20 protein-coding genes and 1 tRNA gene are annotated in these 19,424 nt (G+C 51.1%); 8 read left to right on the top strand and 13 right to left on the bottom strand.

What is annotated here, in order from left to right; all coding sequences use genetic code 11:
- Nucleotides 1–130: 130 nt before the first annotated feature.
- The 4 genes from HMPREF3119_RS14720 to HMPREF3119_RS14705 form a co-directional block, all read right to left on the bottom strand.
- Complete coding sequence (locus tag HMPREF3119_RS14720) at nucleotides 131–415, bottom strand: DinI-like family protein (RefSeq protein WP_070580133.1); 285 nt, start codon at nucleotides 413–415, stop codon at nucleotides 131–133.
- Between the two features lie 351 nt (nucleotides 416–766).
- Nucleotides 767–843: transfer RNA gene (locus HMPREF3119_RS14715), tRNA-Pro, on the bottom strand.
- 76 nt (nucleotides 844–919) lie between these two features.
- Nucleotides 920–2,689 (bottom strand): LPS biosynthesis-modulating metalloenzyme YejM, encoded by a 1,770-nt coding sequence (gene yejM, locus HMPREF3119_RS14710; protein ID WP_070580131.1) that lies wholly within the window; start codon nucleotides 2,687–2,689, stop codon nucleotides 920–922.
- Between the two features lie 27 nt (nucleotides 2,690–2,716).
- Nucleotides 2,717–2,944 (bottom strand): YejL family protein, encoded by a 228-nt coding sequence (locus tag HMPREF3119_RS14705; RefSeq protein WP_004238019.1) that lies wholly within the window; start codon nucleotides 2,942–2,944, stop codon nucleotides 2,717–2,719.
- Nucleotides 2,945–3,176: 232 nt separating this feature from the next.
- On the opposite strand from HMPREF3119_RS14705, the gene yejK reads away from it, so the two are divergent.
- Nucleotides 3,177–4,181: a nucleoid-associated protein YejK gene (yejK, locus tag HMPREF3119_RS14700; RefSeq protein ID WP_004238021.1), complete on the top strand. Its 1,005-nt coding sequence runs from the start codon at nucleotides 3,177–3,179 to the stop codon at nucleotides 4,179–4,181.
- A gap of 78 nt (nucleotides 4,182–4,259) precedes the next feature.
- Here the strand turns inward: yejK and rplY are convergent, their stop codons facing one another.
- Together rplY and HMPREF3119_RS14690 are read right to left on the bottom strand one after the other, a co-directional pair.
- Nucleotides 4,260–4,541, bottom strand: coding sequence for a 50S ribosomal protein L25 (gene rplY / locus HMPREF3119_RS14695; protein ID WP_004238022.1), 282 nt, complete (start codon nucleotides 4,539–4,541; stop codon nucleotides 4,260–4,262).
- Nucleotides 4,542–4,713: 172 nt separating this feature from the next.
- Nucleotides 4,714–6,474, bottom strand: coding sequence for a DNA repair helicase RadD (locus HMPREF3119_RS14690; RefSeq protein ID WP_070580129.1), 1,761 nt, complete (start codon nucleotides 6,472–6,474; stop codon nucleotides 4,714–4,716).
- 231 nt (nucleotides 6,475–6,705) lie between these two features.
- Here HMPREF3119_RS14690 and rsuA point away from each other — a divergent pair, with 231 nt between their 5' ends.
- The 3 genes from rsuA (at nucleotide 6,706) to HMPREF3119_RS14675 (ending at nucleotide 9,480) form a co-directional block, all read left to right on the top strand.
- Nucleotides 6,706–7,401, top strand: coding sequence for a 16S rRNA pseudouridine(516) synthase RsuA (rsuA, locus tag HMPREF3119_RS14685; RefSeq protein WP_004238026.1), 696 nt, complete (start codon nucleotides 6,706–6,708; stop codon nucleotides 7,399–7,401).
- 37 nt (nucleotides 7,402–7,438) lie between these two features.
- The gene (locus HMPREF3119_RS14680; RefSeq protein ID WP_015422837.1) at nucleotides 7,439–8,623 is read left to right on the top strand and encodes a Bcr/CflA family multidrug efflux MFS transporter; all 1,185 of its coding nucleotides are present in this window, start codon (nucleotides 7,439–7,441) and stop codon (nucleotides 8,621–8,623) included.
- Between the two features lie 512 nt (nucleotides 8,624–9,135).
- Nucleotides 9,136–9,480 carry a YejG family protein gene (locus HMPREF3119_RS14675; RefSeq protein ID WP_004240670.1) on the top strand — a complete coding sequence of 115 codons (345 nt, stop codon included), beginning with the start codon at nucleotides 9,136–9,138 and terminating at the stop codon, nucleotides 9,478–9,480.
- A 114-nt stretch (nucleotides 9,481–9,594) separates the two neighbouring features.
- On the opposite strand, the gene mepS is transcribed toward HMPREF3119_RS14675, so the two are convergent.
- Nucleotides 9,595–10,149, bottom strand: a complete 555-nt coding sequence (mepS, locus tag HMPREF3119_RS14670) for a bifunctional murein DD-endopeptidase/murein LD-carboxypeptidase (protein WP_004240669.1) — start codon at nucleotides 10,147–10,149, stop codon at nucleotides 9,595–9,597.
- Between the two features lie 328 nt (nucleotides 10,150–10,477).
- Complete coding sequence (locus HMPREF3119_RS14665; RefSeq protein WP_070580127.1) at nucleotides 10,478–11,197, bottom strand: phosphatase PAP2 family protein; 720 nt, start codon at nucleotides 11,195–11,197, stop codon at nucleotides 10,478–10,480.
- Nucleotides 11,198–11,557: 360 nt separating this feature from the next.
- Here HMPREF3119_RS14665 and HMPREF3119_RS14660 point away from each other — a divergent pair, with 360 nt between their 5' ends.
- Both HMPREF3119_RS14660 and HMPREF3119_RS14655 read left to right on the top strand, forming a co-directional pair.
- Nucleotides 11,558–11,887 carry a type 1 fimbrial protein gene (locus HMPREF3119_RS14660; protein ID WP_004238032.1) on the top strand — a complete coding sequence of 110 codons (330 nt, stop codon included), beginning with the start codon at nucleotides 11,558–11,560 and terminating at the stop codon, nucleotides 11,885–11,887.
- A gap of 176 nt (nucleotides 11,888–12,063) precedes the next feature.
- On the top strand, nucleotides 12,064–12,402 hold the full coding sequence (locus HMPREF3119_RS14655) for a type 1 fimbrial protein (protein WP_070580125.1): 339 nt from the start codon (nucleotides 12,064–12,066) through the stop codon (nucleotides 12,400–12,402).
- Nucleotides 12,403–12,493: 91 nt separating this feature from the next.
- Here HMPREF3119_RS14655 and yeiP read toward each other — a convergent pair whose 3' ends face one another.
- The 3 genes from yeiP to HMPREF3119_RS14640 all read right to left on the bottom strand — a co-directional run bounded on the left by yeiP (nucleotide 12,494) and on the right by HMPREF3119_RS14640 (nucleotide 15,049).
- Nucleotides 12,494–13,066: an elongation factor P-like protein YeiP gene (gene yeiP, locus HMPREF3119_RS14650; RefSeq protein WP_004238035.1), complete on the bottom strand. Its 573-nt coding sequence runs from the start codon at nucleotides 13,064–13,066 to the stop codon at nucleotides 12,494–12,496.
- Between the two features lie 151 nt (nucleotides 13,067–13,217).
- A complete protein-coding gene (gene mtr, locus HMPREF3119_RS14645) occupies nucleotides 13,218–14,465 on the bottom strand; it encodes a tryptophan permease (protein ID WP_004238037.1) in 1,248 nt (415 codons plus the stop codon).
- 161 nt (nucleotides 14,466–14,626) lie between these two features.
- A complete protein-coding gene (locus HMPREF3119_RS14640; protein ID WP_032098692.1) occupies nucleotides 14,627–15,049 on the bottom strand; it encodes a nucleotide triphosphate diphosphatase NUDT15 in 423 nt (140 codons plus the stop codon).
- Between the two features lie 238 nt (nucleotides 15,050–15,287).
- Between HMPREF3119_RS14640 and fruK the strand changes: the two genes are divergently transcribed.
- Complete coding sequence (gene fruK / locus HMPREF3119_RS14635) at nucleotides 15,288–16,226, top strand: 1-phosphofructokinase (RefSeq protein WP_046025128.1); 939 nt, start codon at nucleotides 15,288–15,290, stop codon at nucleotides 16,224–16,226.
- A gap of 6 nt (nucleotides 16,227–16,232) precedes the next feature.
- Here fruK and nfo read toward each other — a convergent pair whose 3' ends face one another.
- Nucleotides 16,233–17,075, bottom strand: a complete 843-nt coding sequence (gene nfo / locus HMPREF3119_RS14630; RefSeq protein ID WP_004240664.1) for a deoxyribonuclease IV — start codon at nucleotides 17,073–17,075, stop codon at nucleotides 16,233–16,235.
- 105 nt (nucleotides 17,076–17,180) lie between these two features.
- Nucleotides 17,181–18,269, bottom strand: coding sequence for a YeiH family protein (locus tag HMPREF3119_RS14625; RefSeq protein WP_070580123.1), 1,089 nt, complete (start codon nucleotides 18,267–18,269; stop codon nucleotides 17,181–17,183).
- A 181-nt stretch (nucleotides 18,270–18,450) separates the two neighbouring features.
- Here HMPREF3119_RS14625 and yieE point away from each other — a divergent pair, with 181 nt between their 5' ends.
- Nucleotides 18,451–19,317 carry a DNA-binding transcriptional regulator YeiE gene (yieE, locus tag HMPREF3119_RS14620; RefSeq protein WP_004238044.1) on the top strand — a complete coding sequence of 289 codons (867 nt, stop codon included), beginning with the start codon at nucleotides 18,451–18,453 and terminating at the stop codon, nucleotides 19,315–19,317.
- Nucleotides 19,318–19,424: the final 107 nt, after the last annotated feature.

Genomic DNA, 19,424 nt, shown 5'->3' with positions numbered 1-19,424 from the left:
ACAGCGTGAACTGGCTGAACAGATGGAACGCGAGCAGGCAGAACGCGAAGCGCAGGAAGCGGCAGAGCAGGCCGGAAGCACAGAGGAATAAAACAAAGCCGCGCTGGTGGATGTCCGGCGCGGCTGTTACCTACTTATCAAAATATTCTACATCATCAGAAGCGTCTGCAGTTTCCGGCACCCAGCTGCCATCCTCAAAAATCTCCTGCAGTATCTCTTTTATTTTTTTATTATCCTTATCGTTTTTCCCGCCGGTTACTGACATCGCCGCATTGGTTCCCCACGCAATACGGACGTTCATATCCGGATACTGAGCCCGTAGCTTTCGGTCAATTTCCTTTTCCAACGCCTCAAATGTGCCTGGTGGTATCATCTCTTTTTGGTTGCTGCTGAAAATAACTTCAATACGGAGCATGCGATTACCTCTCAATTAACTGGTTATATATACAGTATAAATTAACGGGGCAGAATAATGCTGTCAAGACTGACTTTGATCTTTGGGGCACCAGTGGGGCAAAGAGTTGTCGCAAGTGCGCACGAATGTGCGGGTGTGTGATTTTAAACAATCTGCTTACTTGTTGATTTATATAGAGTGTGCGTAACTGTGCTAGCTGTTTAAAACATGGCTCAACATCGAATAAACGTATTGAGTGAATGCAGGATTTTTGTCGGTGGTTTTACCATAGTTTTACCATTATTTTACCATCGGCATTTTGACAGGCACAAAAAAACCAACCATAACGGGTTGGTTTTCTTATATAAATGCTGGTCGGCATGACAGGATTTGAACCTGCGACCCCCGACACCCCATGACGGTGCGCTACCAGGCTGCGCTACATGCCGAATGTTATCTATACTACTGTTTTGTTTGGTTAAAGCAAGACGCTACTGTATCAGTTGCGCTTTTTTTATCCCGGGCTCAGTGGGTATCGATAAAGCGTTTCTGCTCTGTCAGAACCTGGAGTAATTCCGCCATATCCGGCTTGGCGTTGCGGATCTTCTCATTATTCTCATCAAAGCGCTGGTATTTACCCTGAGCGGTCAGCAGTGATGCGGAATCCGGCTTGATAATGACCAGATTGCTGTTATCGCCGGTGAATATCCGAGGTTTACGCCGCGTGGTAGTGAACAGATCATCACCCTGAGTGTATTCTCCCGGCGGATTGCTGACGTGCAGCAGTCTCTGCATCAGGGTAGCCATAATATCCGGATGTGCGGTCAGTTTGCTGATGGTTTGTGCCGGGGTATCCGGCCAGTGAATAATCAACGGCACGCGTAACTGGTCGCGGTTAAATTTGCCGTCGGTGACCCAGTTATCCTGTAATTTGGTCATGCTGTGACCAGCACCGGCGGTGATGACAATCACTGTTTTATCCCACTCACCGCGCGCACGGATATCCTGAATCAGTGTGCCCAGCGTGTTATCAATATCTGTCATATCCGGGGCGGAATGACCATCCGGTAATGGTGTGCTGAGGTTAATTAGTGCAAACCACGGCTGATCTTTGCGGGTCTGTTTCAGCCAGAGTGACCAGCGATCTGCCACATCCGCAGAGGCGGTAGCTGTTCTGTTATTGTCCTGTCCGTCACGCAGCGGCGGCAGGCTGTAATCCGCCAGCAGGGCATAGCGGAAGAGCGGGGAGGCAAAGTGTTCTGTGGAGAAGAACCCTGACTGATAATTCTGTGCACTCAGCGCCGTCATCAGTGCGGACGGAATGCGTCCGTTGAGAATACCGTCATAATAGGTACCTGAGATGCCGTAATAGAGCCCGAACTGTGCCCGTTCCGGATTAATTTCACTGCTGTAGTGCTGTGTGAATTGCGTGCTTTCCTCTGCAAACCGGTTCAGGTTCGGCATTGCCTTATCAATATCTTCCCGGCTCAGTGAGGTGAGGGTGATAAGCAGCAAATTGTAGCCGCTGCCATTGTCTGCATAGGTCAGTTTGTTGATCGGGTACTCAACACCCTGGGCGGTCGGGTCGCCGTGCAGAAGCAGTTGCTGCTCATAACTGGTGCTGTCGAGCAGGCCGTGACGCTCCAGGAATTTGCGGGCGGTCATCGGGTAAGAGACCGGCAGGTTATAGCGCTGCATCGTCACCGGGCGGTAGAAATTGGCATCCGCCCAGATATACATAATATGAGAGGTAATAAAGGCGGTGATAAATACCACCGCAACAGGTTTACCGAATTTTTGCCGGTTCAGGCTGCGCAGTTTTTGCCAGCTCCAGGTGCCGAACAGCATTTCGATCAGGAAGATAACCGGGATCGCAATAAAGATAAACTGCCAGCGCCGCGCCATTTCCCCCTGTTCAGGGTTCACGACTAAATCCCACACCACCGGATTTAAATGCAGGCGGAACTGTTCATAGATGCCGATATCAAACAGCAGCAGTGTCAGCCCGGCCGTACCGAGGGCAGCGGATAAAAAGCGCAGAAGCCGTTGTGACATCACCACAAAGGTGAGCGGGAACACAATCAGCAGATAGAGGGCGAATGCCAGGAAACTGAAATGTCCCAGCCAGCTGGTGATGGCGTAAATGCGGCCAATCAGCGTGTCCGGCCAGTCAGAAATAAACAGGTAACGGCTGCTGAGTGCAAGACTCAGCAGGATATTAAACAGGGTGAACCAGTGTCCCCAGCTAATCATCTGGGAAACTTTGTCACCGTATTTCGGACGATCCGTTACCATAGAATTTCGTCGTCAGCCGGAATGCGGTCAGTGCGCTTTATCTTCACTGACGGAAGATTGCAGGGCGCGGGCGAAGGATTCAGCAATATGAGCGCGTTGTGACGGCGCTACACTGGTATTGATGAGATTGGTCACCATATTTCCTAACACCATAAGAGAAAGGTCGGTCGGTGTCCGGTTTTTTTCCAGCACACTGACCAGCTCAGCCAGTAACTTTTCAACGTGTTCATCACTGTAGCGGGATGATTGCGGCATAAACGTAGATATCCTGATTGTACAAAGCTCTATATCATAACTGATGAGCGGCCGTATTTCTGCTTTTTGCGGAAAATTATTTCAATTATGGATCCGGTTACGCAGGGAATACGCCATTTTCAGTATGCACGCCGCTGATTATCCTGTCTTGTCACATTCTCCTGTGATTGTGACTTGCGCACAGATTACAACGGTGTTTGAATACGCGCAAACGAGGCCGAAGGAGTAAAAGATGAGTCTGGATATCATTCAGATTGCGTTGCATCAATTGATTAAACGCGACGAACAGACACTGGAAGTAGTGCTGCGGGACACACCACTGGAAAAAACCGCCATTGTTGAGGAAATGATGGCTGAACTGCACCGGGTCTACAGCGCGAAAAGCAAAGCGTACGGTGTGTTTAATGAAGAGAGTGAACTGTCAGAAGCACTGCGTCTGCAGCGGCAGGGCGAGGAAGAGTTTCACGCCTTCACCCGTGCGGCAACCGTCCGCCTGAAGGATGAGCTGGCAAAATACCCGTTTGCCCAGGGCGGCGTGGTGTTATTTGCCCATTACCGCTATCTGGCGGTGGAGTATCTGCTGGTGGCGGTACTCGACAGCTGCCAGAGCATGCTGGTCAACGAGAGCCTGGAGCTTAACAGCACCCATTATCTGGATATTCCGCATGCGGATATTATCGCCCGTATTGACCTGACCGAATGGGAAACCAATCCGGAATCCAGCCGTTACCTGACCTTCCTCAAAGGCCGTGTCGGTCGCAAAGTCTCCGATTTCTTTATGGATTTCCTCGGTGCCGCTGAAGGCTTTAATGCCAAAATCCAGAACAAAGGCCTGTTACAGGCACTGGACGATTACTGCGAGGAGGCTCAGGCGGACAAACAGGAGCGCCAGTCTTACCGCAAACAGGTGTTTGATTACTGCACAGAGCAATTACAGAGCGGTGAAGAGATTCAGCTGACAGAGCTGTCTGCGGAACTGCCGCCGCTGGGTGAGCAGAGCTTTGCGCAGTTTACTCAGGAAAAAGAGTACGGACTGGAGGATTCTTTCCCGGCGGACCGCAGCACATTACGTCAGCTGACAAAATTTGCCGGCAGCGGCGGCGGGTTGACCATTAATTTTGATGCGATGTTACTGGGGGAGCGGATTTTCTGGGATGCGGCCACGGATACCCTGACGATAAAAGGGACACCGCCGAATCTGCGGGATCAGTTACAGCGCCGTGGTAATAAAGGATAGTGAGAGCAGAAATAAATAACGCCGCAAAAGCGGCGTTATTTACTCGGCGTCCCGATTAAAGCTCGATAGGTGGCGTAATTAAGCGCGCAGGAAATCGATGTGTGTCAGTTTTGGCTTGAACGGATGACGCTGTACAGCCTGTACTTTCACTTTGGTTTCTTTACCATCGATAACCAGGTTCAGAACTTCGTAAAATTCTGGTTTAGCTTCCTGGTTGATCAGGACGTCGTGGTCCAGTTCGATGGAAACAGGTTCCTGGTTGCCACCATAAACGATAGCAGGGAACTTGTTTGCGCGACGCAGGCGGCGGCTCGCACCCTTACCCTGCTCTTTACGTAATTCAGCATTGATAGTTAACATAACTTTTCTCTTTAACAAGAGTAAAAAAAATCTTTGCTACAGGCGACCCAGCAGCAAAGTCGGTATTTGGCTTCAGCAGGGTTACCCGTGGTGAAGCGGCGTGCATTTTACCGAAAATGCGGACAAACGGCAAACGAAACCCGGTATAAAACCAAAAAAGCAGCACTCAGGGTTATGCCAGACTGTCAGATTTGCGGAATCGCCCCTGATAATCAAAGATTTTTTCGCGGATTTGCCAGTAGTTCTCTTTTTTGCGTGAGACAACAAAATCCGGGTAACGAAGCAGTACCTGCTGACGGATCACGGATTCTGCATCCTGCCACTGAAAGGGCACACCGGGTGCGCGCAGATGCTGTGCCAGAAACTGTTTTTCAAAGACAAAACGCTGTGCCGGGGTGGTCAGGCGGAAACGTTCGCTGACAGTGGTGCCGTCTTCATCGTAATAGTTTATGGTCAGCCATTCACCGCGGTTATCCTGTCCGGCAGAAAGCGCCATACCGCCGCAGCGCAGCACCAGGGCATCTTTCAGGCGCAGTGCGGCTTTCAGCATGTCGTCCGGGTCACTGAGGATTTCATCACAGTGGCAGCAGCGCCGTGCGGCAATATCATTTTCCCCGTTACAGGACGGGCAGAGTTTAAAGCGGAAACGGAAATCGCACTGATGACGGGCGGATTCATCATCCGCATCAATAATTCCCTGACAGCGGCGGCCATAGTGCTCGATGATATGCCCGTCGTCGGTACATAATCCCCAGAACAGATTAGCAAAGCCGCACAACGGGCAGAATACCTGCACCGGCTGGCTTTTGCTGTTCGGTTTGTGATTGCCGACTTCCGGCATATAAAGGTCATGCGGGTTTCCGGCGTAATCGAGGATCAGACACTCCGTTTTTCCGGGAGACAGGCGCAGCCCGCGGCCGGCGATTTGCTGGTAGAGGCTGACTGACTCTGTCGGGCGCAGAATGGCAATCACATCCACATGCGGGGCATCAAACCCGGTGGTGAGCACGGAAACGTTGACCAGATAATGCAGCTCCCGCGCTTTGAAATTCCGGATTATCGTTTCCCGCTCCGCTGACGGGGTATCCGCACTGACCAGTGCCGCTTCGCCCGGCGGCAGCAGTGATACAATTTCAGCCGCATGTTCCACAGTGGCGGCAAATATCATGCAGCCCTGACGGGGGGCGGCATACTCAATAATCTGGCGGACAATACGCGGTGTGATCCGCTTTTGTTTTTTCACTTCCCGCGCCAGCACCTGCGTGTCAAACATCCCGGCGGCGCTGACCGGTACCTGTGAGAAATCATATTGCAGCACCGGAATATCCAGCCGCTGCGGCGGCACCAGATACTGATGGCTGACCATATAACGCAGCGGCAGTTCATAGATACAATCGCGGAAGAAGCATGCATGATCGCCGCGGATCATGCCATGATAGTGATACTGATAGATCCAGCCGCTGCCCAGCCGGTACGGCGTGGCTGTCAGGCCGAGAATGCGCAGGGCCGGGTTATTTTTCTGCAGATGCTGTATCACCTGCTGATACTGACTGTCTTCGCTGAGGCTGATACGATGGCACTCATCAATAATCAGCAGGGAAAATTTGCCGTCAAAGTCCGCCGTATTACGGGCGACAGATTGCACGCTGCCGAAAATGACTTTTTGTGAGGACTCTTTTTGCGATAATCCGGCTGAATAGATGCCGGCTTCCAGGCCGTAAGCCTGATATTTACTGTGGTTCTGCTCCACCAGCTCTTTGACATGCGCCAGCACCAGCACACGGCCGTGTGCCAGCCGCGCCAGTTCGGCGATCACCAGGCTTTTTCCCGCTCCGGTGGGCAGAACAATCACCGCAGGCGTGGTGTGTTTGCGGAAATAGAGCAGGGTGGCATCAACAGCCTCCTGCTGATAAGGGCGCAGGGTAAACGTCACAGAAACTCCGGCGGAACAGACAAAATCAGGGCGTCAGCATATCACACTTTGGGCGCGACAATTGACTGCATGACGGCGGATAAACAGCGGAAGCGCCGTCAGAAAGGCGCTGTGATGTTGACGGTTTGTTGTTATAATGATTACTGTGGTTATTATCAAACAAAATTCTTTCATTTTATCTGCTTATCAGCCGGCAGTATGCTGCGGGCACGTCAGGTTTAAGAGACATTCATGCGATTAGATAAATTTCTTGCCCATCAGATGGGTATCAGCCGGAACCTTGTGGCCAGAGAGCTGCGTGCGGGGATGGTGACTGTGGATGGTGAGGTCGTGAAAAACGGCGCACTGAAAGTCAGCGCGGAGAACGAAGTGGCGTATGACGGCAATGTGATGACACACGTCACCGGGCCGCGCTACTTTATGCTGAATAAACCGCAGGGCTATGTCTGCTCAACGGATGATCCGGTTAACCCGACTATTCTTTATTTTATCGATGAGCCGGTTGCCCATAAACTGCATGCCGCCGGACGGCTGGATATTGATACCACCGGGCTTGTGCTGATGACTGACGACGGGCAGTGGTCGCACCGCATCACCTCACCGAAACATCATTGCGAGAAAACCTACCGCGTCACCCTGGCGGAGCCGGTGGCGGACACTACCGCAGCGCTGTTTGAGCAGGGTGTGTTACTTAACGGCGAACAGCACCCGACCAAACCGGCAAAACTCGAGATTATCACCCCGCAGGATGTGCGGCTGACGATTTCCGAAGGGCGCTATCACCAGGTCAAACGTATGTTTGCCGCTGCCGGTAACCATGTGGACGAACTGCACCGCGAGCGTATCGGCGGCATTGTGCTGGATGACAGCCTGGCGCCGGGGGAATACCGCCCGCTGACTGATGAGGAAATTCAGTCGGTTCTCTGAACACCTTTTTTACTGAATCCAATACGGAGTAACAGGCGTGCAAGTGCAACGTTCGGCCTATTTCGGCCTGATTTTTATCCTGGGGCTGTTATCGATGCTGATGCCTCTGGCTATCGATATGTATCTGCCAAGCATGCCGACCATCGCCCGTGACTTTGGTGTCACTGAGGGCGATGTCCAGATGACACTCAACAGTTACCTGATCGGTTTCGCCGCCGGGCAACTGGTATACGGTCCGATGGCGGATGCGCTCGGCCGCAAGCCGGTGATCCTCGGGGGAACACTGATTTTCGCCCTGGCCTCCGCCGGGTGTGCGATGTCTCAGGATATCGGTACCTTTATCGGGATGCGCGGGCTGCACGGCTTTGCAGCGGCTGCGGCAAGTGTGGTGATCAACGCCCTGATGCGCGATATGTTCACCAAAGATGAATTCTCCCGCAGTATGTCGTTTGTGGTGCTGGTAATGACAGTGGCACCGCTGCTGGCACCGATCATGGGCGGTATGATGATGCTCTGGTTCAGCTGGCACGCGATTTTCTGGACCATCATGATTGCCGCGCTGATCGCTGCACTGCTGGTGCTGTTCTTTATCCGCGAAACCCTGCCGAAAGAGCGGCGTCAGCCGTTCCGGCTGCGGATCATGCTCGGCCAGTTTGTTACACTGTTCCGCCAGAAGCGGGTACTGTGTTATATGGTGGCATCCGGCTTTTCATTTGCCGGGATGTTTTCGTTTTTATCGGCCGGGTCATTCGTTTACATTCAGCTTTACGGGCTGACGGAGCTGGAATTCGGTTACTGCTTCGCGCTGAATATTGTTTTCCTGTTTATTATGACCACCATTAACAGCCGTTATGTCCGCCGTTTCGGTGCACTGAATATGCTGCGCACCGGGCTGGTGGTGCAGTTGCTGGCCGGATGCTGGCTGGTACTGGCCGCATCCGCCGATCTCGGCTTTGTGGCTCTGATGATAGGTGTGGCCTGCTATGTGGGGAATATTGCCATGATCACATCAAATGCCATGGCGGTGATTCTGGATGATTATCCGCATATGGCCGGTACCGCCTCATCACTGGCCGGTGTGCTGCGGTTTGGTATCGGTGCGGGTGTCGGTGCGGTGGTGGCTTCATTTGACATGACAACGGTTTGGCCGATGGTCGGCGCGATGGCGCTATGTATTCTGATTGCCGCCTCTCTGGTGCTGTACGCACGGCGTTTTGCCTGATTTCCTTTCCCTGTTGCCGGTCCGGGTGTCTCCGGGCCGGTCATTTCCCGAATATCAGTAATAGTCGAATGATTACTCCGGATAACTACTCAGTCGTCATTTGGTTGATCTGAGTCATGAAAAGTTACACTAATGTGAATTCTGTTTCACGGCAGAAAGTAACGTATAATATCGTACGCCTTTCTCTTAATTATATAATTAACTGATATTTCATCGTATTTACGGGTATGCGGGTCATTACAGCGCGGAATTATATCCTTCTTCATTCAATTTAAGCTATATGATATAAAATAAATCAGTTGAGAAAATTAACAAAACAGTATACAAATAGAGGTAATTGGATTGATGATGTTAACATCCGGCGAAAGAGCACAATGTGTTTTATTACCGGATCGGGAGTAAATCACCGGCGTTTCATCATCCGTGAACACAGAATGTTCGTTAATTCCGAAGGATTGGGTCGGAAAATTTATTTCAGATGATTCACCGGCACAGTAAGACAGGATAATAGTGTGAATAGTAATGCGCTTTCAGTTGTTTCCCGCCTGCCACAGCATTACCGGCTTGCCGGTAATGATGACGGCCGCCGGTTAGAGGCGTTACCGGAATCTTTGCAGAGCAGGGAAGACAGCCTGACCGGTTTAAAATTACTGAGTCACGGCCACCATTCAACATACGATGCACTGTGCGCCATCCGGTCGCACCTGGAAGGATTACAGATTGATAGTCTGATCCTGACCTGGGAAGGGGAGCCGTGCCTGTTTTTACACAGTGATGATGAAAGTACCGCACTGTGTGCCCTGAAAACCGCAGGGGCGGCAATTGCGGAGAATATTTCTGCCCGTTACCCGTTCTGACAGGTAACACTGCCGTTCTGTGTGACGGATTCTGATAAAATGCAGACATAAAAAAAGCTTCCTGAAAAGGAAGCTTTTTCTTGTTAAATAATACACTGCAAGGGAGTGAATGTATTATTTAATTAAACGGCGTCCGTCGTAATAACGGTTGTTCCAGTATTTATCCGTCATGTTTGAGACGATAACACCGTTTGAAGTGGATGCATGGACAAATTTGTCATTGCCGACATAAATACCGACATGGCGCTGACGTTTTCCGGTTTTAAATAACACCAGGTCGCCGGCCTGTAATTTAGCGCGTTTTACGCTGGTGCCGACAGACTGCTGCTCTGCGGTTGAACGCGGCAGTTCCATACCGAACTGGTCAAGGAAAGTCTGACGGACAAATGCGGAGCAATCAATACCGGAGCGGGTGGTGCCGCCGAGGCGGTAAGCAACGCCTTTCCAGCTGGCATACTGAGACATCAGTTTGGATTTAACATCAACATTATTAACTAACTGTTCGAATTCATCCTGAGACGCTTGCAAGATAAAGCTGTTTGTACGGGTTTCAGATTGAACTTGACGGGCTGAATTTGGAGATGTACTGCATGCTGACAATGTCGCCGCGATAATCAATGCCGGAACAATCCGGGTGATATATCTCAGAATTGGTTGAGATGTGACCATGTGTGAGTTTTCCCTTGCAGTCCTTATGTGACAAACGTCACTTTAAAAAACAAAACATATCAACACTAATTAAATCTGTGTATGTGCACAATATGTTTATTCTAAAAACGTGCGGAACGGCACGTTTAATATCCATGAACAATTACTGAGGAAAAATTAATCAGTCATCCGTAAAGGCGTAATTATCGGTGAAATTAATCAATTCCTAATAATCGGACGGATTGATACTACATAAAGGTGCCGGAAATGGCGAGGGAAAAAACCTGTTATTTACAAAACCTTAAATTTGTCAGCGAAACAATCAGGATGTGATGTCAAATATGTTTAACTAATGTGAAATTTTCTTTGTAATATCGGATAAACGGGGCATATGGCGTACCAGAAAATTTACACACTGATCACTCAGCGGTGTCAGTAAAATCCAGGGAACCGTGATCAGTGCCAGTGACAGCGAACCGGCCATAATATCGCTGAACCAGTGTGCACCGGCCATTATCCGCGGTAAAGAAAATATAATTGTCAGCAAAACTGCTGCCGCAAAATAACGGAATCCGGCATAATGCCAGACAAAGGCGGCAAAAATGATCAGCATCAGCCCGTGGTCGCCCGGAAAACTGCTTTTTGAGGCATCTTTTGTAAAGATCCCGGTGATATCGCTGACACGGTGAACAGCGTCCAGTTCCAGTGTCGGGCTGAGGCGGTTAAAAGGAATTGCCTGTCCGGCCTGATTAATCAGTACCGCACTTATTACCATCCCCACCCCTGCCATTACCAGACGGCGTTTACCGTCGCTGTCCTGTTTGCGGAAAGCCGCATAATAGATAAGTCCCATCAGCAGGAGTGCTGCCAGATCAAATGCCCGGTTGTTAATAACCGCAATAAATACAGCCAGTGAATGATTACCGGCGAGCGGGGTATTGAAAAAACGGAAAACAGCATGGTCAGGTAGCGCCCACCAGCCGTGATCAACCGGCAGGTCCCAGGAAAGAAACAGCATGATACCGGCGAGGCTGATAAAAAGCGGAAGTGTGATGCGTTGTACTGCCATGACAAAACCTGATGATAAGAAAATATTTTTACGGAAATAGTTCCGGATAGTCTGACAGAAATACGGATAAGGGTTTATACAGAAAAAGGGAAATAACGCATGTTATTTTTATGTAAAAGTTGTTGGTTTCGTGGTGGCGTCTATAATCATAAGTGAAGAGAGTGATGTAGTTAATAAAGCCGAATGCATATCATAAAATAAGGAATTTCAGATTATAACGCTGAAGGTGTACTAAAAATACGGCTGTTTGTTATAGCGCAGTAAAGATTAGTGACCTATTGTCGATAAGGAATAAGCGAATATTTTTCATCCCGGCGGTAACGGATTGCCTCCGTGAATACTTATCTGAAGAGGTACGTTATGAAAAAGCTACAGTTCTTTATCGCTGCTGCAGGCTTATTAATGAGCAGTTTTGCTCCGGCAACTGAAAGTAAAGGCCAGACAGCATCGGGTGTGATCATCTTTCATGGTGCGATTGTTGAAGGCCCTTGTGCAATGGACTTTCAGACCAATGACATCAGTTCCCGCTGTTACCGCTCCGGGATGAAAAAAGAGCGGCTGAATACCCAGACTATTACCCGTAATACCCGGTCAGTTTCTGATTTGATACCGGCAAATATGGGTGATGCAAAACTTCACTGGATGGATGACAGTAAGCTGATAGCGATGGTTATTGTCAGTTATCTTTAATGCAGACTGAGAATCACAATTAATGCATTCAGAGGAAACCGGAAAAATCGTGTGACGTATCACACCACGATATCTGTTTCCTCTTCTTTTTTTGTGTCCGGCGCGTTATAACAGATACAGCGGTAACGTTAACACGCTGGTCGTCAGTCTGACGAAACAACAGTGAGGTGCCTGTGATGAATCATCTTAAGGCTATTTTCAGTGGTATGTTGTTAAGCTTGTCAGTTATCACACCGGGTGCGGCAGCCGGTGTCAGTGAAGGGACGATTCTGCTGTCAGGCAGTGTGGTGAATGCCGCCTGTGAGGTCAGTGTCCCGGCGGCGGAACAGCCGCAGAACAGTCAGCTGTCATTTGAATATCGCTGCCTGCGCAACGGAGAGCCTGCCAGTGTGCAGGACAGTATCGCTGAAGGTGAACTTGTGCAGGGGCGTCTGCCGCAGTCAATGGGGCGTACGTCTTACTCGGTGCTGAATGAAGAGCGCCGGGAAGCGTATCTGCGGGTGGATTATTTCTGAAAGACGGGAAAAGAACGGCGGGTCAGCCGGTCTCCGCAATGTGCAGAAAACCGGTAACCCGGTAACAGGCAGTTTTTACCGGCTGCGGGAATTAATCCGCGCGGCCCATATAACGGCGTTCCGCGATATGAATGCGGATTTTTTCACCGTTACTCAGGTATTCAGGAACCTGAATCACCAGCCCGGTCGGCATGGTTGCCGGTTTGGTCCGTGCACTGGCGGATGCACCCTTGATGCCCGGGGTGGTTTCAACGATTTCCATATCGACAGTCTGCGGTAACTCCAGCGCCAGCACCTGGCCATCCATTGTCAGTACCTGCATACCCGGCAGACCTTCCTCGGGAATAAACAGCAGTTCTTCTTCGATCTGATCTTTTTTCATCGGATACGGCGTGAAGTCTTCATCATCCATAAAGACATACTCATCACCATCAACATAAGAGAGCTGAACAGCGCGGCGGGTTAAGGTAATGGTCTCAATAATATCATCGCCTTTAAAACGCTCTTCCACTTTCTGACCGGTACGGACATCAGTAAAACGCATTTTATACAGGGTGCTGGCCCCGCGGGCACTTGGCGTCTGGACATCGATATCTTTGACCATCAGCAGCTTGCCGTTATAGCTCACTGCGGTTCCGCGTTTAATTTCATTGGCTTTTGCCATAATTTGTCCCGTTACATAATGAACATCAATAGTAAAGCAGGCCTTAAAGCCTGCCGATTGGCGACAAAATTACTCGCAGTTTTTCCAATGTGCAAGCCCAAATTATCACACCCGCCTGCAGAAATGCAGCGGGTGTGATATCCGGGTGAAATCAGCGGTAAACCGGCAGGAGATCCATCATGGATAAAATATGTGTGACGGCGTTGAGAAGCCCGAACAGAATGATAAAGATGATCATCGCATTGCCGCCCGGCACACGGTAGGCTGCCTGCGGGAAGCGGCGGCGGGTGGCTTTTGCCATCAGCGCCGGGACAATCACCGCCCAGATGGTTGCTGCCAGCCCGGCATAACCGATGGCATACAGGAACCCGTCCGGGTACAGCACTGCCAGAATCGCCGGCGGAACAAAGGTAAACACGGCGGATTTCAGGCGTCCGGTGCCGTTATCCTTAAACTTAAAGAAGTCAGCGATGTAGTCAAACAGTCCCAGCGACACCCCGAGGAAGGAGCTGGCCAGCGCCATATAACTGAAGGCATTGAGTAACTGCACCGTAGTGTCACTGTTGATAGCGGCTTTCATCTGGCTTAACAGCGCGGTGATATTTCCGCCTTCCGCGATAACCTGCTTAAAGTTTTCACGCGGGACGTTACCCTGGGCGGCCAGCTGCCATAAGATATAGATCACCAGTGAAATCAGGGAGCCGATAAGCAGACTGCGCACGACGGATTTCGCGTCATTACGGTAATATTTCACCAGACCCGGCACGTTACCGTGGAAGCCGAATGAGGTCAGCAGGAACGGCAGCGCTACCAGTGCATACGGCAGATAGCGGGCTTCCGGGTCCTGTGTGTTAAATAATACCGCGGTTTTCACTTCCGTGATCATGCCGCCTGCGGACATCACAAATGCAATCACCATCCCGCCGATTAAAATGGTGCACAGACGGTCAACGGCTTTGGTGGAAATCCAGACAATCACGGCCACCACGGCAGCAAAGAAAATTCCGCTCATCGCCGGGGTGATATTGAGTCCGCGTGCTGCCAGGTTCTCCTGTAACATCGAACCACCGGCCGAGATATATGCATAAGTCAGAATATAGAGCACAAAGGCGATGGAGAGCCCGTTAATTACTGACCAGCCGTTACCCAGCAGATCTTTGGTAATGGTGTGAAAGCTGGAGCCTGACGGATAATTGAGGTTTGCCTCGAGGATCATCAGCCCGGAGGTATACATACAAAACCAGGTGTAAATCAGCAGCAGAACGGAGCCGGTAAACCAGACACCCGCTGTCATCACAGGGATGGAAAACATGCCTGCACCGACAGCGGTACCGGCGATAATCATGGCACCGCCCAGGACGGAAGGGCGTTTGGTTTGTGTTATTGCGTCGCTGCTCATTAAATAAATCCTCCGGTTACTCAGCTCCGTGTACTAGCTTGATGATACGGCGGCAAAAAAAGGTTGTAAAGCAGATAAACTGATAAATCCGCGTAATTGTGTGTGATTGAATGATAAATGAGCAATTGCCGCCCCGGTATTCAGGCGCGGCATGTAACGGATTATTTTGTCAGATAAAACTGATTGGTCTGCCACAGGTGAATGGCATTGCGGCTGGCTTCAAAATGCGGTTCGGGCAGATTATCCGGAGAGCACCAGATAATGCCGTCAAATTTATCCGGCTCCCGGATCACCGGCAGCGTATCGCTGTCATAGTGTGCCAGCAGGCAGACTGATACCGTGTGCTTGCCTTCCGCCCGGTATGTTTCCAGGTTATTGCACAGACCGATCACCTTCAGGTCAGTAAGGGTAATGCCGATCTCTTCCTGAATTTCACGGATAGCGCAGGCTTCAAAGGTTTCACCGGGATCAACATGTCCCCCGAAAATGGACCAGTATGGCGCATGTTTGCCGCTGCGTTTACCCAGCAGCACTTCACCTTTGCTGTTGACAATAACCACCCCGGTACCAACGACGACTGACATTATTTTTTCCTTCTTTTTAATCAGATTGCGGGCGCTATGGTACACTTCCGTGCGCCGGAGTGACAGCCTGTCTGTTTTTGACAATATCTTCCTGCAAAATGAATGATTCAGAGCATAGAATATCTGCCTGTCTGTGTTATAACTGAAACGATTCAAAAGCAGCTGTTGTATCATGCTGCATTATATTACTAATGATTATAACCCGTTAGCCAAAAATAACAGAGGGAGCACCCGGCTGATGACCCGTCGAGTAGCCACAATTACCTTAAATCCGGCCTATGACCTTGTGGGAATGTGTCCGTCCCTTGTCCCGGGCGAGGTGAACCGTGTCAGAACGGTTGGGTTACATCCTGCGGGAAAAGGCATTAATGTCGCCAAAGTTCTGCGCGACCTCGGGGTGGATGTAACTGTCAGCGGCTTTCTGGGGAAAGATAATCAGGAAGAATTTCAGCATTTTTTCAGTGAAAACGGGCTGGCAAACCGCTTCCATGTGATCCCGGGGCGCACCCGGATCAACGTGAAACTGACCGAAAACAGCGGCGCGGTGACGGATCTGAATTTCTCCGGTTTCCGTATCACCGAAAGCGAGTGGCAGAAGTTTATGGCCGATTCACTGACCTGGCTCGGGCAGTTCGATATGGTGGTGGTCAGCGGCAGCCTGCCGGAAGGTGTGGATCCGGCGTGGTTCACCACCTGGATGAGCCGCCTGCGCCAGCTGTGTCCGTGCATTATTTTTGACAGCAGCCGTGAGGCGCTGGTGGCCGGTCTGAAAGCCACGCCGTGGCTGGTGAAGCCCAACCGTCATGAACTTGAGATCTGGGCGGGTAAACCGCTGCCGGAACTGAAAGATGTGATTGACGCCGCCCATGCCCTGCGGGACAAAGGCATTGCCCATGTGGTGATTTCGCTGGGACAGGAAGGGGCGCTGTGGGTGAATGCCTCCGGTGCCTGGCGTGCACTGCCGCCGCATTGCGAGGTGGTGAGCACCGTCGGGGCAGGGGATTCAATGGTCGGCGGCCTGGTATACGGCCTGCTGATGAGCCAGAGCAGCGAACACACGCTGCGGATGGCGACAGCGGTGTCTGCACTGGCAGTGAGCCAGCCCGGCGTCGGTGTCCGTGACCGCGCCGAACTGGCAGCAATGATGGCAAAAATCAAACTCAGCCCGGTGGTATAACCCGGGTTATTTTTCCAGCGATTTCAGCCAGGCAATTTCCTGCGCCCAGATATCCGGATTCACGGTTTCCAGTACCATCGGGATGCCGTCGAACCGTTTATCTTTCATAATAAACTCAAACGGCGCATTGCCGATTTTACCCTGACCGAGACTATCGTGACGGTCAACACGGCTGGCGAATTCACTTTTTGCATCATTCAGGTGCATGCCCTTCAGATACTCAAACCCGACAATGCTTTCAAAATCCGCAAACGTGGCTTTGCAGGTTTCCGGTGTCCGCAGATCATACCCGGCGGCAAACGCGTGGCAGGTATCGATACAGACACCAATGCGGGATTTATCCTCCACATCGTCAATAATGGCGGCCAGCTGCTCAAAGCGGAACCCGAGGTTGCTGCCCTGTCCGGCGGTATTTTCAATCACGGCAATCACACCGCTGGTTTTATCCAGCGCAATATTAATGGATTCCGCGATCCGCGCCAGACAATCATTTTCCTCAATCTTATTGAGGTGGCTGCCGGGATGGAAATTCAGACGGTCGATCCCGAGCTGTTCGCAGCGCTGCAATTCATCAAGAAATGCCTCGCGGGATTTTTCCAGTGCTTCCGTTTCCGGATGGCCGAGGTTAATCAGATAGCTGTCGTGGGGCAGGATCTGCCCGTGGCCGTAGCCGTATTTTTTGCAGTTGGCCTTAAAGGCCGCGATGACGTTTTCCGGCAGGGGGGCAGCTTTCCACTGGCGCTGATTTTTGGTGAACAGGGCAAAGGCTGTGGCGCCCAGTTCATGCGCACGGATAACTGCCTGATCAACACCACCGGCGGCGCTGACGTGTGCTCCGACATATTTCATTGGTTTTTCTCCTTCTTTGTGCCGATTATGGCATAAGGAACCGGAGAATGCAGTGACAGGATATCCCGGCCGCACAACCGGGATATCACAGAAAGAAGGGCAGGATCAACCGGTGATCATCGGGATAAGCAGGTTAATTGCCGCACCGCCGCCAATCAGCCAGCCGAACAGCACCAGCGCCATCAGCATCGGCTTGATACCGGCCTGGCGGATAGCACTGACGTGAGTGGTCAGGCCGAGTGCCACCATTGCCATCGCCAGCAGAATGGTATCGAGCACAATAATCTGGCGGACAATAATTTCCGGGATCAGATGGAAGGAGTTAAATCCGGCCACCAGAATAAAGAAGACGGCAAACCACGGGATAGTGATTTTGGATTTTTCCTTCGCCGTGCCCCCGGCACTGCTTTTCTGACGGCTCAGATACTGAGACAGGATCAGAAGGAACGGCGCCAGCATCATCACGCGGATCATTTTACTGATCACGGCGCTGTTTTCCGCATCCGGGCTGATGGTGTGACCAATCGCCACCACCTGAGCCACTTCATGCACGGAAGACCCGGCATACACCCCGAAACTCATGTCGGTGAACGGCAGCCAGCCCAGCGCGGCATTGAGATGGAACAGCCACGGGTACAGGAAGATACCGATGGTGCCGAAAATCACCACGGTGGAGACCGCAACCGCCACTTTACTTGCCGGGGCTTTAACCACCGGCTCGGTGGCCATCACCGCTGCCGCACCACAGATACTGCTACCGGCACCAATCAGAATGACGGTTTCTCTGTCCAGCCCGAACCATTTACGGCCGATATACATGGCGATCAGGAAAGTGCTGGTCAGCATCACGGCATCAATAATCACGCCGCTGATCCCGACATCAGCAATCTGCTGAAATGTCAGACGGAAGCCGTACAGGATGATCCCTGCCCGTAAAAAATAGTGTTTGGCAAACCCCACCCCGGCTTCGCACTGGGGCTTGATATGCGGGTAAACGGTATTACCGGCAATAATCCCCAGCAGAATAGCCAGTGTCAGTGCGCCCAGCCCGAGGTTGATAAACCAGGGCATTTCCCCGAGCAGCATAGCGGCGGTGGTCAGAACCCCCGCCAGGACAAAGCCCGGAAGTAGTCTCAGCCACATCGGTTTTGCTGTGCAGCGGGCTTTTTCGGTTTTGATATGACTTTCAGACATAAGTAACTCACAAAAAGGAATAACGATGTGCAAAGCATAGCGGAAAGCGTAATATTTTTAAAATTCATAATAATTCTATAATCAACCTAAAAATCAGGTTAGCGGTAATGGCAATGTTAAATTATAAGTATAATGTTAATATGATGATAATAATCGGGATAAAATAAGGGAGCGCTTTGCCATGCGCATCACACTGAGACAGCTCGAAGTCTTTACAGAAGTTCAGAAGTCCGGTTCGACGACACAAGCTTCCCAGCAGCTGGCGCTTTCACAGTCCGCCGTGAGTGCCTCTCTGACGGATCTGGAAAATCAGCTGAATGTTCAGCTGTTTGACCGGGTCGGTAAACGGCTGGTGACCAATGAGCACGGACGACTGCTGTATCCGAAAGCCATTGCTCTGCTCGAGCAGGCCGGTGAAATTGAACAGCTGTTTAAAACCGATGCGGGGGCATTGCGTTTTGCGGCCAGTACCACTATCGGCAACTATATGCTGCCGGAAATGCTGGGGGCATACCGTGCAGTGCATGAAAATACACCGGTTGAATTATTTATCGCTAATACTGAGGAAGTGATTAAAGCCGTGCTGGAGTTCCGCGCGGATATGGGGCTTATCGAAGGGGTCTGCCATTCCCCGGAACTGATTACCGAGCCGTGGCTGGAAGATGAGCTGGTGATTTTCTGCAGCCCGGATAATCCGCTCAGTCAGAAAAGCAATGTGACTCCTGATGATCTGAAAAATGTGGCCTGGGTTCTGCGTGAACGCGGTTCGGGTACGCGGGAAGTGCTGGATCAGATCCTCTTTAACCGTCTGCCGGGTTTCCGCGTGGAAATGGAGCTGGGGAATTCCGAGGCCGTCAAACACGCGGTACGCTTCGGGCGCGGGGTCAGTTGTCTGTCGCGGCGGGTGATTGCCGAACAGCTGAGTAACGGGCTGTTGTCAGAGGTGAAGATTGCCGGGCTTACCCTCAACCGCACACTTTTCCGGATTTATCACCGTCAGAAACATATCTCCAACGCCCTCAATACCTTCCTGACCTATTGCCGCTGACGCGGCATCTGTTTCTTCTGCCGCCGGTTTCCGGCGGGCAGCTGAGGCAAATTATAAGCCGGGTGCTTATAATTCCGCAGCGATTATGCAGGTATCTTATAATGCCG

The organism is Morganella sp. HMSC11D09 (assembly GCF_001807955.1).
GTDB lineage: Bacteria > Pseudomonadota > Gammaproteobacteria > Enterobacterales > Enterobacteriaceae > Morganella > Morganella morganii.
Note: the sequence above shows the minus strand (reverse complement) of the source record. Positions and strands in the feature narration are given on the sequence as shown.